This window comes from Streptomyces sp. NPDC012637 (genome assembly GCF_042954805.1).
Classification (GTDB): domain Bacteria; phylum Actinomycetota; class Actinomycetes; order Streptomycetales; family Streptomycetaceae; genus Streptomyces.
Window position 1 is genome coordinate 628,041 of record NZ_JBIBDS010000001.1, and the last position, 12,702, is coordinate 640,742.

General features: G+C 73.1%; 14 protein-coding genes. 7 read left to right on the plus strand and 7 right to left on the minus strand.

All coding sequences use genetic code 11. From position 1 onward, the window contains the following. On the plus strand, positions 1-474 hold the full coding sequence (locus ACFY8W_RS02830) for a DUF6114 domain-containing protein (protein ID WP_391099349.1): 474 nt from the start codon (positions 1-3) through the stop codon (positions 472-474). A 137-nt stretch (positions 475-611) separates the two neighbouring features. Here the strand turns inward: ACFY8W_RS02830 and ACFY8W_RS02835 are convergent, their stop codons facing one another. Both ACFY8W_RS02835 and ACFY8W_RS02840 read right to left on the minus strand, forming a co-directional pair. Beyond that, positions 612-1,511, minus strand: coding sequence for a GNAT family N-acetyltransferase (locus ACFY8W_RS02835; RefSeq protein WP_391099351.1), 900 nt, complete (start codon positions 1,509-1,511; stop codon positions 612-614). 446 nt (positions 1,512-1,957) lie between these two features. Then, on the minus strand, positions 1,958-2,308 hold the full coding sequence (locus ACFY8W_RS02840) for a winged helix-turn-helix transcriptional regulator (protein WP_391099353.1): 351 nt from the start codon (positions 2,306-2,308) through the stop codon (positions 1,958-1,960). Positions 2,309-2,425: 117 nt separating this feature from the next. Between ACFY8W_RS02840 and ACFY8W_RS02845 the strand changes: the two genes are divergently transcribed. After that, on the plus strand, positions 2,426-3,325 hold the full coding sequence (locus ACFY8W_RS02845) for an NAD(P)-binding domain-containing protein (protein ID WP_391099356.1): 900 nt from the start codon (positions 2,426-2,428) through the stop codon (positions 3,323-3,325). Positions 3,326-3,346: 21 nt separating this feature from the next. Here ACFY8W_RS02845 and ACFY8W_RS02850 read toward each other — a convergent pair whose 3' ends face one another. Next, positions 3,347-4,513: an alpha-hydroxy-acid oxidizing protein gene (locus ACFY8W_RS02850; RefSeq protein ID WP_391099358.1), complete on the minus strand. Its 1,167-nt coding sequence runs from the start codon at positions 4,511-4,513 to the stop codon at positions 3,347-3,349. Positions 4,514-4,643: 130 nt separating this feature from the next. Further along, on the minus strand, positions 4,644-5,225 hold the full coding sequence (locus tag ACFY8W_RS02855; RefSeq protein ID WP_391099360.1) for a Type-2Aa cytolytic delta-endotoxin: 582 nt from the start codon (positions 5,223-5,225) through the stop codon (positions 4,644-4,646). A 236-nt stretch (positions 5,226-5,461) separates the two neighbouring features. Here ACFY8W_RS02855 and ACFY8W_RS02860 point away from each other — a divergent pair, with 236 nt between their 5' ends. Together ACFY8W_RS02860 and ACFY8W_RS02865 are read left to right on the plus strand one after the other, a co-directional pair. Further along, positions 5,462-6,601 (plus strand): beta-propeller fold lactonase family protein, encoded by a 1,140-nt coding sequence (locus ACFY8W_RS02860; protein ID WP_391099363.1) that lies wholly within the window; start codon positions 5,462-5,464, stop codon positions 6,599-6,601. Positions 6,602-6,828: 227 nt separating this feature from the next. Next, positions 6,829-7,311 (plus strand): NUDIX domain-containing protein, encoded by a 483-nt coding sequence (locus ACFY8W_RS02865; protein WP_391099366.1) that lies wholly within the window; start codon positions 6,829-6,831, stop codon positions 7,309-7,311. A gap of 360 nt (positions 7,312-7,671) precedes the next feature. On the opposite strand, the gene ACFY8W_RS02870 is transcribed toward ACFY8W_RS02865, so the two are convergent. Further along, positions 7,672-8,070 carry a methyltransferase domain-containing protein gene (locus tag ACFY8W_RS02870; RefSeq protein ID WP_391099368.1) on the minus strand — a complete coding sequence of 133 codons (399 nt, stop codon included), beginning with the start codon at positions 8,068-8,070 and terminating at the stop codon, positions 7,672-7,674. A gap of 28 nt (positions 8,071-8,098) precedes the next feature. Between ACFY8W_RS02870 and ACFY8W_RS02875 the strand changes: the two genes are divergently transcribed. From ACFY8W_RS02875 to ACFY8W_RS02885, 3 genes are all read left to right on the plus strand, one after another. After that, complete coding sequence (locus tag ACFY8W_RS02875; protein WP_391099370.1) at positions 8,099-8,788, plus strand: MerR family transcriptional regulator; 690 nt, start codon at positions 8,099-8,101, stop codon at positions 8,786-8,788. 25 nt (positions 8,789-8,813) lie between these two features. Next, the gene (locus ACFY8W_RS02880) at positions 8,814-9,686 is read left to right on the plus strand and encodes a DUF6585 family protein (RefSeq protein ID WP_391099372.1); all 873 of its coding nucleotides are present in this window, start codon (positions 8,814-8,816) and stop codon (positions 9,684-9,686) included. Between the two features lie 112 nt (positions 9,687-9,798). Then, positions 9,799-10,596, plus strand: coding sequence for a VOC family protein (locus ACFY8W_RS02885; protein ID WP_391099374.1), 798 nt, complete (start codon positions 9,799-9,801; stop codon positions 10,594-10,596). Positions 10,597-10,666: 70 nt separating this feature from the next. On the opposite strand, the gene ACFY8W_RS02890 is transcribed toward ACFY8W_RS02885, so the two are convergent. Both ACFY8W_RS02890 and ACFY8W_RS02895 read right to left on the minus strand, forming a co-directional pair. After that, positions 10,667-12,259, minus strand: coding sequence for a hypothetical protein (locus ACFY8W_RS02890; RefSeq protein WP_391099376.1), 1,593 nt, complete (start codon positions 12,257-12,259; stop codon positions 10,667-10,669). Positions 12,260-12,425: 166 nt separating this feature from the next. Continuing rightward, on the minus strand, positions 12,426-12,620 hold the full coding sequence (locus ACFY8W_RS02895) for a hypothetical protein (protein WP_391099379.1): 195 nt from the start codon (positions 12,618-12,620) through the stop codon (positions 12,426-12,428). Between the last annotated feature and the right edge of the window lie 82 nt (positions 12,621-12,702).

Sequence of the window (12,702 nt, forward strand, 5' to 3'; positions counted from 1 at the left end):
ATGACGTCGGGCACGGACGAGGCCGCGCCGCCGACCGGGGAGGACTCCCGGCGGGCGGCGCGGCCTGACGGCCGCCGGCACCCGTGGCGGACGTTCCGGCGCTGGCGGCACCGGCGTCCCTTCGGGGCGGGCCTCGCCCTCGCGCTCGGCGGCGCGGAGATCCTGCTGACCCAGCGGGCCAGCGTCTCGGTGATCCTCACCGCCGGCGCCGACAGCCTCGCGGGCTACGTGCTGCCGATCATCATGACGGTCTGCGGGCTGCTCATCGTCTTCAACCCCCGCCAGCGGCTGTTCTATTCGGTGATCGGTGTGCTCGCCTCGCTCGCGAGCTGGGTCACGTCCAACCTCGGCGGCTTCTTCGTCGGCATGCTCCTCGGCCTGGCCGGCAGCTCCCTGGCCTTCGGCTGGCTGCCGGACCGGCCCCGCAGGCGGCGCCGGCTGCGCCGGGGCCACCGTCCCGAGGAGGCCGCCTAGCGCTCCGGCCGGCCGCAGATCTGATGTCGCCGGTGGGAGCCCGTACAGGAACGGGCGTGGCCACCGTTGATGGTCGTCGGCATGTGCGGTCCGGGTCCGTCCTCGGACCCGGACCGCTCACCGTGTGCTGCTCCTCGCTAGCCCGCCCGGCCCGCCGGGTGGAAGTTGACACGTTCACGGACGACGGGGAAGCCGGCCTTGGCGAAGTTCGCGGCCATGGGGAAGTTGGCCTGGTCGGTCGCTCCGCCGATGAACTCCGCGCCCTCCTCGGCGAGGACGTGGGTGCACTCCGCGAGGAGGTCGTAGGCGTAGCCGCGACCGCGATGTTCCGGAACGACCCCGATGAAGGCGATGGTCGGGCCGGAGGGGTTGTGGGCCGGGATGTGGATGCCGGCCAGGTCGCCCTCCTCCGTGTACGCGGTCTGCCACCACTCGCGCGGCGAGGGGCACCAGTGGAAGAAGTCGAGTTCCTCCTGGGCGGCCCGGTCGATGCCGCCCTCCTCGACGGCCCGGAGGGCGTGGGCGTCCAGGGTGACGGAGTGGATGCGGCGCAGCGCGTCGAAGAACACGGCGTCGTCGGGTTCGGCGCGGAACTTCAGGCGTCCGGGCCGCTCGGGCAGCCCCCGCTCCGGGGTCCAGCGGTACAGGAAGCGTTCCACCAGGGGTTCGTACCCTGCGGCTCGTGCGGCGGCGAAGCGCGCCTCGGCAGCGGCGCGCAGGTCGGTCTTCTCCCGCCAGCCGCCGGGCAGGTTGATCTCGAGTTCGACCTGCCAGGGGGCGGAGCGCAGGAGTTCGGCTCCTGCCTCCTCCTCGCCCTCGGCCACGTCGAACCAGTTGATGTTGACGGGCTCCGAGTCGTCGGGGCCGCCCCACCACGCGCCGCGTGCGACGACCTCGCCGTCGCGCAGGGCGACGCGCTTCCACTCGGGGCGGAACCGGGTGCGCCGATGGCCTTCACGGGCGCCCATGGGGTCGGGGAGTGCGTCGAAGAGATGGGCGTCGCTCGCGGAGAGCGAGCGGATGACCGTACCGGTCATGAATTCCTCCGGGATCAGGCTGCTGGGAGCGCTCCCGGTCAGAACTGACGAACCACGCCGGGACAGCGGAAGAGGGAGCGCTGGATGGGTGTGAACTGCACGGCACTCGCCTCCTTCCCGTTCGTCTCTGGGCGTCGAGCCACACAGTACGTGGTCTTCCGTGGGTCCGTCCACGGATATCCGCGCCCGTGAAGGAGGGCTTCACGGGGCGATGCGGAGCGCTCTCCGAGGCACCGGAGTCCCTGGGCCCTCGGCGGACTGCCTGCGGAGGGATGTCCGGTACCGCCGCGGCCCGCCGTCACACCCACTTTTTTGTGGGTACTTGTCGCGCGACGGGCCACGGGAGAGCCTTGTGGTGGCCGAGGGAACGGACAGCGGAAGGAGGATGACGAGGCGTCATACGCCTCGGGAGCGTCGGAAGAGTCGCTCACGGAGCGTCGGGAGCCTCAGGAGACGGCTCGCTCCGCGGCCAGCCGGTCGAGCCGGCGATGCCCCCACTCCGAGACCGCAGCCAGCGCCACGGAGAGCTCGCGGCCCTCGTCGGTCAGCGAGTAGACGGTCTTCGGCGGCACCACGTCATGGGCCTCGCGGTGCACCAGACCGTCCGACTCCATCTCCCGCAGGGCCTGGGTCAGCACCTTCTCGCTGATCGCCGGAACCTTCCGGCGTAGTTCGCCGGGCCGGTGCGGGCCTGACTCCAGCAGCCAGAGCAGCAGGGTCTTCCACTTGCCGTCGATCACCGCGACGGCGGCCGTGACCCCGCACACGTCCGTGTCCCTGGCTCGCACGCGCCCCATCGTCCTCGTCCGTCCCTTCCTTCGGCATGCCGGTCTTCTCCGGCTCGATTCGGTTACCGCGACCACCGCGGCCACCTCGATCGCCTTACCCATTCTCATTTACAAGGGAGTTCAGCCATGTCTTCTTCCCCGCAGTCCGTCACGGAGCCGGCCGCCGTCACCGTGATCGGTCTCGGTCCCATGGGCCGGGCGCTGGCCGGCGCTTTCGTGGCCGCCGGTGTGCGCACCACCGTGTGGAACCGCACTCCTGGTCGCGACCGGGAGCTGGTCGAGCGCGGCGCCATCGGGGCCGCGAGCGCCGCGGAGGCGGTCGCCGCGAGCCCGCTGACCGTGGTCTGCCTGGTCAACTACGACGCCTCGGACGCCGTGCTGCGCCAGGAGCCGGTCGCGGCCGCGCTCAAGGGCCGCACCCTGGTGAACCTCACGGCCGACACCCCGGAACGGGCCCGGGACACCGGGGTCTGGGCGGCCGGGCACGGCATCTGCTACCTCGACGGGGCGATCATGACGCCGACTCCGACCATCGGCACCCCGCACGCGGTGTTCCTCTTCAGTGGTCCCGAGGAGCTGCACCAGGAGCACCGGCCGGTGCTCGACGCGCTCGGCGGCACGCACACCCACCTCGGCGAGGACGTCGGCCGGGCCGCCGCGTACGACATCGCGCTGCTCGACATCTTCTGGACGGCCATGGCGGGGTACGTGCACGCGTTGGCCGTGGCGGGCGCCGAGGGCATCTCGCCGCGCGAACTGGCCCCGTTCGCGCAGGGCATCGGCGCGATCCTGCCGCCGCTGTTCCAGGAGTGGGCGGAGGACGTGGAGAGCGGCGGATACACGGGCGAGGGCAACCCGCTGACCTCCGCGGTGTCGTCCATGGCCCACATCGTGCACGCCTCCGAGGCCCATGGCATCGACGCGGGCGTGATGCGCGCCGCCGAGGGCCTGGCCCGCAGGACCGTGGGGCTGGGCCATGGAGCGGACGGCTTCTCCCGGATCGCGGAGGTCCTCGGCCGGCGCTGATCCCGCGCCGTGCCCGCGCGCTCAGAGCCTGCGCAGCGCACCCTCCGCGCGCAGGTCGGCGAGGGCCGGGTAGCCGTCGACGGCCATGATCAGGTCGGTCTCGGCGAGCAGCGAGCGCAGCACGTGGACGATGCCGTCGGTGCCGTCGAGGGCCAGGCCGTAGGCGTACGGGCGGCCGACGGCGACGGCGGTGGCACCGAGCGCCAGCGCCTTGACCACGTCGGCACCGCTGCGGACGCCCGAGTCGAAGAGCACGGGCAGTCCGTCGGCGGCGGCGGCCACCTCCGGCAGCGCGTCGAGCGCGGGCAGTCCGCCGTTGGCCTGGCGGCCGCCGTGGTTGGAGCAGTAGATCCCGTCGACGCCGCCGTCCCGGGCGCGGCGGACGTCCTCTGGGTGGCAGATGCCCTTGAGGATCAGGGGCAGTTCGGTGAGCGAGCGGAGCCACGGCAGGTCGGCCCAGGTCAGCGGCTTGCCGAAGATGCCGGTCCACTCCAGGACGGCGGCCTGCGGGTCCTCTTCGGGCGCCTTGGCGAGACGGGCCCGGAAGACCGGGTCCGAGGTGTAGTTGGCCAGGCAGTGGCCGCGCAGCTGGGGGAAGTTGCCGGTGGCCAGGTCGCGGGGGCGCCAGCCGGTGACCCAGGTGTCGAGGGTGACGACGATGCCGCGGTAGCCGGCCGCCTCGGCGCGGTGCACCAGGCTCTCGGCGAGCGCGCGGTCGGTCGGGGTGTACAGCTGGAAGAGGCCGGGGGTGTCGCCGAACTCGGCGGCGACGTCCTCCAGCGGGTCGACGCCCAGCGTGGAGGCGATCATCGGGACGCCGGTACGGGCGGCGGCGCGTGCGGTGGCGAGGTCGCCGTGCCCGTCCTGGGCGCACAGGCCGATGACGCCGACGGGCGCCATGAGCAGCGGGGTGGGCAGGTGGAGCCCGAACAGCTCGACGGAGAGGTCCCGCCGTTCGGCGCCGACCATCATCCGGGGCATCAGGCCCCAGCGCCCGAAGGCCTCGGTGTTGGCCCGCTGGGTGCTCTCGTCGCCCGCGCCGCCGGCGACGTACGACCAGACGGAGGGCGGAAGCGCGGCCTCGGCGCGTCGTTCGAGCTCGGCGAAGTCCATCGGGAGCCTCGGCAGGGTGCCGAACAGCCCGTTGAGGTAGATCTCGTTCTGGTAGTCGCCGAACCGCTGGTTCATCGTGCCCCTCGCCCTCACCCTCGCGCCCGCGCTCGCCGGTGCCCCGGCGGGCCCCCGGCACGGACGCTACCTTCCGGTAGGGCGGTTGACCACGGCCCGGGACGGCGGGCCTCGATCGGTCGCGGAAGGGTCAGGCCGCGGCGGGGGCGAGGTCCTGGCGGACCACGATCGCGTTGAGCCGGATCGCGAACGGCACGGTGTCGGTCATCACGAGGGCTCCGACGCGGGCCTTGTCGCGGCCGATGGTGACGTCGATGCAGAAGGCGACGGCGTACAGGTAGGCGCCCGTCTCCTCGTCCTGGAGGGCGAAGAACACGTCACGGTAGTAACGGGTGCGCTCCGTGCCCTCCTCGTAGTACGAGAGGCCCGGCAGGCCCTCCTGGTCGGCGAGGCCCGTGAACGCGCCGACGAGCTCGCGCTCGACGGTCCCCCAGAAGGCGGCCTCCGCCGCCTCGGGCGGCAGCGCCTGGCGCACCGCCTCCTTGAGGGAGAGGACCATCACCAGGACGGGTGCCTCGTCCTGGAGACCCCAGCCGCGGACCATCCTGACGATGTCGCTGTCGGGGAGCGCGGCGGCGGCGTCGCGGATGTGGTCGAAGTCGAAGTTGACGGTGGCGGGGGCGATCGCGTCCTGGAAGGCGCGGGCCAGGGCCTCCGCCTGACCGAGGTGGGCCGGGGCCACCTCGATGACCGTCTTGAAACTGGCGGCCAAGACTCCTCCTTAAACATTTTGTTGATCGAGGGGGCGTCAGTATGCCGCAGCGGCGCCGGGCGGGTGCGGCCGGGGCGTGCGGGACGGATGCCGGGGTCAGCCGAACGGTTGACCCGCGCGGGCGGAAACGCCCTGAGCATGGGAGACGGGGCCGGACCCGTCCGCCTGGTCCCCTCTCCCCCTCGCGGCGGCTGCCCGCCCGCCGCCCGACCGCTCACGTTCCTGGGAGCCCGCCGATGAACCGATCCCGCGCCCTCGCCGTGCTGGCCGCCTCCGTCGCCCTGCTCGCGGGATGCGCGCAGGGCGGCGGCGAGCCCGCCCGGACCGCCGGGAACAGGCCGGCCGCGGCCGCGCCGGCACCCTCCGCCTCGGGTGCCGGATCCGGGACCACCGGCGGCACCACCCCATCGGGCACCCTCCTCGTCGCCGACTTCGGCTCCGACACCGTCACGTTCGTCGACCCGGCCCGCGGCGCGTTCGCCTCCGTCGAGGTCGGCACCGCGCCGTACGGGCTCGTCGTCGGCGCCGACGGCCGTGCCTGGGTCGCCACCGCCGAGGGCGTCGCGGTCGTGGACACCCGGACCCGGGCGCGCCTCGCCCTCGTGCCGTACCGCACGGCGACCGGCCCGGCGACGACGGGCGAGTACCGGGGCGGCGGCATGGGCATCGCGCTCTCCCCCGACGGACGACGGGTGTACGTCGGCGTCAACGTGCCCGGCGGCAACGGCACCCTGGAGGTGATCGACACCGCGGCCCTGGAGGTCACCGACCGGGTCCCGGTCGGCCGGCGGCCCTTCGACGTGGACGTCTCGCGCGACGGCTCCGAGGTGTACGCGACGAACCACGACTCCTTCGACGTCACCGTGGTGCGGGCGGACAGCCTGCGCACCCGCCGGATCGAGGTGGCCCCGTACGGCACCGAGGGCGGGCTCGGCTCCTGGCTGAAGCCGCACTACGCCGCCGTGCGCCCCTCCGACGGGCGGCTGCTGCTGCCCTTCGAGGGCGAGAAGCTCGTCGTGGTCGACCCGGCCACCGGGCGCTCCGAGGTCCGGCGTACGACGGCGAACACCCACCAGCACGGCACCACGGTCACTCCCGACGGCACCCTGCTCACCGTCGGCACGGGCCCCGTCGACCCGGCCACCGACCGCGGCCCCTCGCTCACCGTCCGGGCGCCGGACGGCACCGAGCGGGTCTTCCCGCTGGACGGCCCGCACGAGGACGTCGCCGTGTCCGACGACGGCCGCACCGCCTATGTGACAGGCGGCTTCACCCGCGACGGGTACTGGGACGGCCTGACCGTCGTCGACCTGACGGACGGTTCCTCGCACCGGCTCGCCGCCGGTTCGCGGCCGCTGGGGATCGCGGTCTTGTAGTCATGACGGGAAGCGCAGGAGCCGCAGGGAGGGCGGGGCCGGTCCGGGCAGGGGCCGTCGGGGAGCGCAGGGCCGGTCCGGGCAGGGGCCGTCGGGACCGCAGCAGCCACCGGCGCTGCAGGAGCCGTCCGGAGTGGTCGGTGCGGTCGGGCGCGGCAGGAGCCGTCCGGGCTGTCGGTGCCATGGTGTTGGGTGGGAGGCGCACCGGCCCCGTACGAGGAGACGCCATGACCGACCCCGCCCACCGCAACGTCCAGCCGCCCGCGGCCCAGGCCTCCCTGGGCGCGGGTGTCGTGGTGACGGACGCGGCCGGCCGCGTCCTGCTCGGGCTGCACCGCTCCGGCGTCTGGGAGCTGCCCGGCGGCAAGGTCGACCCGGGCGAGTCCATCGAGCAGGCCGCCGTGCGTGAACTCGCCGAGGAGACCACGCTCGTCGCCGACCCGGCCGACGTGTCCGTGATCGGCCTGGTGCTCGACACCGAGACCTCGGCCGAGCTGACCCGGCTGACGGCGGCGACGGTGGTCCACGCCCACACGGGCACCCCGGCCGTCGCCGAGCCCGACAAGATCGAGCGCTGGGAGTGGTTCGCGCCGGACCGGCTGCCCGAGGCCCTGTTCGTGCCCTCCGCCCAGGCCCTCGCATTCTGGCGGCCCGAACTCCCGCTTGCTCAGGGCCCGTTCCACCGATACGGCATGACGCCGCGCCGCTGAAGCGCGACCGGGACGGCGTCAGGGCCGGGTGGCCGCGGCCAGGAACATCGGCAGCGCCAGGAAGAAGCGGTCGGACGCGACCCGGCACCGCTGGTCGCTCAGCCAGGCGTCCGCGTCCGCCGCGGGGACGGCGCCCGTCGCACGGGCCGACTCCGCGAGACCGGCGACCAGCGGCAGCCCCTCCGGGCCGGTCAGGACGGCGGTGCGGACCTCGGCCGTGACGTCCGTGAACCCGGTGTCGAGGAGCAGGTTGCGGTAGCCCCGGGCGGCGCGCGGGGACGGGATCCGGTCGGCGCGGGCGTGGACGAGACGGCGGGTGAGGACGGGATCGCCGGAGTCGAGGACGAAGGCGTCCCAGTCCTAGCCGACGAGCAGGATCCGGCCGCCGGGCGCGAGGACCCGGTGGGCCTCGGCGGCAGCGTGCCCGGGCTCGGCGAGCTCGTGGTACAGCTTGTCGGCCCGGTATCCGTCCAAGCTGCCGTCCCGGAAGGGCAGTTCACCGGCGGAGGCATGATGGAACGTGAGCCCGGGGTGGCGCGCGCGGGCCACCGCGAGCGCTTCCGGGGCGAGATCGGCGCCCTCGGCGCGCACGCCCCGCCCGGCGAGTTCGGCGACGGCGCGGCCCGTGCCGCAGCCGACGTCGAGGATCCGGGAGCCGGGGGCGGCGCCGAGGAGCTCGTAGCCGGCGGTGCGCAGCCGGCGCGCCGACGGCAGGTCGTCGAAGCGATCCAGCAGGGACAGGAGGTGAGTCGTGGACATGGGTGCCACGCTGCCGGTTCATGTCGACATGAAGTCAAGCGGACCGGCCGACGCAGCCGGAGACGCCGGCATGGACTCCGGCGTCCGGATCGGCATCGGCGCGCTGGCCGACCGCTTCGGCCTCGCGACGCACGTACTGCGGCACTGGGAGAGCGTCGGACTGCTCGGTCCGGCGCGGGACGCGGCCGGCCGGCGGGTGTACGGGACGGCGGACGTCGTCCGGACGGCGGTGATCCTGCGCGCCAAGGACGCGGGGCTCGGACTGGACGCGATCCGCGCGGTGCTCACCGCCGGCGGCGACCCCGAGGCGCGCCGGGAGGTGCTGCGCGGGCGGGCCGAGGCGCTGCGGGCCGACATCGCCCGCGCGCGGGCGAGGCTGGAGCTGATCGAGTGCGCGCTCGGGTGCGACCACCCGGACATCGCCGACTGCCCGCACTTCCGGCGGATCGTCGGAGGGACCGGAGGGAACGGAGGGACCAGAGGGAACGGAGGGACCAGAGGGAACGGAGGGAACAGAGGGACCGGAGGGAACGGAGGGAACGGAGGGAACGGAGGGAAGGTACGAGTCGGTGAGACCTCAGCCACGGACCGGACCGCGGACACCGGACAGGTCGGCGAGACCGCGGACACCGCACGGGCCGTCGTCACCGATAAGGCCGCCGGTACCGCCGGCACCTTCGGCACCGCACGGACCCTGGCACGGCCCCCCGACCGCTGACATCATGCCGTCGGGGGGATGCGCTATGGAGCGGCTCGACCGGGTGACGGTGCCCCCGCCGGACGAGGCGGCGACGCGTGCCGCACGCGCGGCGGGACTGGGTGTCTACTTACGGGCTTTCCGGGCCCGGCACTGCGACGACGCACGGGCATCGGCTCGGCCGGGGCGGCGACGCCGCCGGACGCTGCTCCTGATCCTCCTTGCGGCGGCCGGTCTCGCGCTCCCGGCGGTCGCCACCCGCTTGGTGGGGGTCTGGCTCGGCGTACCGCTCTTACTGGTGCCGTTCGGCGCGCTCGGCTGGTTCCTCCGGCGCTCGTTCCGGCCGCCTCCGGCGGGGCTGCGGCCCGACGAGTACGTGTACCTGTACGAGCGGGGCCTGGTCTGTCCCGGTGAGGGAGGGGCTGCCCGGGCGGTGCCCTGGCGGGCCGTGACGGCGATGCACCAGGACGTCACCCGCACCCATGTGAACGGCTGCTACACGGGCACGCACTACGCGTACCGGCTGCTGACGGGCGGGCGGCAGGGGGTCACCGTGGGCGGGTTCCTGAACGAGGAGACGGTGGCGGGGCCCGCGGACTCGCAGATCCGCGAACTGGCCCAGATCGTCCTGGACGAGACCGTACGCCGCGCGCTGCAGCCGGCCGTGACCGCCCTGGAGGCCGGCGAGCGGGTCGCGTTCGGCGAGGTCGCCGTAGACGGGCGGGGCATCGCGCTGCCGTCCGGGACGGCGGCCTGGGAGCGGGTGCGCGGCTGCGAGTGGCGCGGGGACGGTCTGGTCGTGGTGCGGACGGCCGGGGCGGGCCGCTGGGCCCGTGAGGCGAAGGACATCCCCGATTTCCCGGTGTTCTGGACGCTGGTCAAGGAGCTGTTCCCGCACGCGCGGGAGTACCGTCGCTGAATGTTCACTCGAACACCCGTCCACCACCGTGCGTCACCGAGCGGAGCCGGGCGGACGTGGCTAGCGTGGCGTACAGACAACGACGTCAACGATCCGGAAGAGAGTCATCGTCATGACCTCACGAAATCTGGGCGCGCCGTGCTGGACCGACGCGATGTTCACCGACCTCGAGGGTGCGAAGTCGTTCTACGGCGACGTACTGGGCTGGACCTTCGGTGAGGCCTCCTCGGAGTACGGGAACTACACCCAGGCGTACAAGAACGGCAAGGCGGTCGCGGCGGTCGTCCCGCCGATGCCCGACCAGGACGGCGAGACGCACTCGGCCTGGTGTCTGTACTTCGCCTCGCCGGACGTGGCGGCCACCGCCGAGAAGATCAAGGGCGCGGGCGGCACGCTGCTGATGGAGCCCATGCAGGTGGGCGACTTCGGCTCGATGTGCCTCGCACAGGACCCCACGGGCTGTGTGTTCGGCGTGTGGCAGGCCGGTGTCCACGAGGGCTTCGAGCTGCAGGGCGAGACGGGCAGCTACGTGTGGGCCGAGGTGTTCACCCGTGAGCCGGCGAAGGCCGACGCGTTCTACACGGAGGTCTTCGGCTACTCGTCGAAGAAGATCAAGGACGAGCACATGGACTACCGGGTCTTCGAGCTCGGTGCCGACCAGGTGCTCGGCCGCATGGTGATGACCGCGGACGACTTCCCGGCCGAGATCCCCGCGTACATCCAGATCTACTTCGCCGTCGACAACTGCGACAAGGCCGTCGAGGCCGCCGAGGCGGCGGGCGGCCGCAAGGTCTTCGGCCCGATGGACAGCCCCTTCGGCCGCTTCGCGGCCCTGCTCGACCCGCAGGGCGCGGCGTTCGCGGTGATCGACGTGCGGACGACGGTCGGCGAGATGCCCGAAATGGAGTGATCTCCGCGGTGCCCCCCACGGGATGCGGGTGCCCGGGACCGCGGGGTCCCGGGCACCCGTGTGCGTGGGCTCAGCCGCCGTCGCGGACGGAGACGATGCCGTTGAAGACGCCGACGTACGCGGTGCCGTCCGGGCCGATGGTGATCGGCGCCCAGTTGTTGTCGTAGGCGGGGCCGGTGCCGGTGAAGCGGGACCAGGCGCGTGCGCCGGTGCGGAAGTCGACGGCGGTGAGGTACCAGGCGTCGATGGCGAGGAGGTGGGGGCGCTTCTCGTAGAAGTAGAGCAGGCCGTTGGCGGTGGAGAGCTTCGGCACGGTGGACGGCGAGCGGACGTCGCTCTCCCAGACCGTGTCGCAGCCGCTGCCGTCGGGCCGGACGTCGATGCGGGTGACGCCGCCGACGACGCTGCGGCCGAAGGTGAGCGAGGTGGGGTTCTCGTAGCCGTAGTTGTTCTCGACGACGAGGCTGTCGCCCCAGCTGATCAGGGAGTTGTCGGTGGTGGAGGCGCCGGCGCCGAAGACCGGGACCTTGCAGACGAGGCGGTCGGCCTCGGCGACGTCCGTACCGCGCCGGTAGACGAGCACGTTCATCCGGTCGTCGGCGTTGTCGGTGATGGCGACGTACCGCGCACCGCGCCGGCCGAAGAGGTCGGGCGTCGTGCCCGAACCCTGGTTCACGGAGCCGGGCTTGGTGCCGGTGCCGCGGTCGTAGGTCTGCCGCCACTGGACGCGGGGGGTTCCGTCGGCGTCGGCGCGGAAGCTGTAGAGGGCGTGGTCGGAGACGATGGAGACGCCGTCCTCGGCGACGGAGAAGGAGTTCTGGATCTCCTCGCCGTCGAGCCGGACGGCGCGCAGCGCGCCGGTGGCGGGATCGACCGTGCCGACCCGGCCGAGGCGGGTGACCCACCAGATGCGGCCCTGCCAGTCGGGCATCACGGAGGTGACGGGGTCGCAGACGCCGCTCGGGAAGAGGTTGGTCCAGCTGACGCAGTCGTGCGGGACGAGCGAGGTCAGGTCCCAGTCGTCCTCGACCACGAACTCCCAGGCCCCGTCGGCCTTCTGACGGTGCGCGATGCGCAGGACGTGCTGACGGGAGTCGGCGAGCACGACGCGGTCGCGGTCGTCGAGGTAGAAGTAGGCGCCGCCGGAGGTGTCCTTGAAGATCTTCTCGAAGTCGAGGCGGGTGATGGCCTCGACGGTCGACGAGCGCTGGGGCAGCTGGTACTCGGCGAGGGTGCCCAGGGTCCGCGGGTCGAGCAGCTTCAGCAGGAAGCCGCTGAAGGTGCCGCAGACGGTGACGAGGCGGCCGGCGGCGTCGAAGGTGACGGTGGCGCACTCGCCACCGAGGGCGGCGATCTTCTCGCTGTCGGCCTTCGGGTCGCGGCCCAGCGGCCCTGAGTAGGGGTGGGTGCCGCTGCCCGCGGCGTCGGCGTGCATGCCGCTGCGGCCGTTGGGTGCGAGGTACGGGTGCTGGGGCGGGGCCTCGCCGGGGACCGGTCGCGCGGTGGCGGGGGCGCCGTCGTAGTGGTCGACGAGCCGGTGGCCCGGGGCGAGCGGTATCTCGTCGGCGAGGGCGACGGGTGTGGCGAGCGCGAGGGCGGTCGCGCCCACCGCCGCGATCAGCGCGAGTGCGCGGGCTCGTCGGCGGGGTGGTCGGGTGGTCAATGCGGCTCCTCGGGTCCGTACGAAGGTCGCGCCGGCGGCCGACGCTAGGCCCGAGTGCTTGAGATGTACATGGAAATGCGCGCGGTTTCACGGGCACTTCATGACCTTGAAACGCTGGTGCGCGCCGAGGTCTGCCCTCAGAAGTCGAGGCTCGGGGCCTCGGCCCTCAGGGCTTCAGGCTGGACACCACGTTGGCGGTGGCCGCGACGCCGTTCTGGATCGTGGGGGCCATGCTGGTGCTCGCCAGGAAGAAGCCGAGCAGGGCGCAGACGATGGCGTGCGAGAACTTCAGACCTCCGTTGCGGAGGAAGATCACCGCCAGGATCAGCAGCAGCAGGACGACGGAAACGGAAATGGCCACCGGACTCACCCTCCTCGCGCCGCACCGGAATTGCGGCTTTCGGCGGACAGTGTGACGTAAGGGACGATCCGGACGGCGGTAT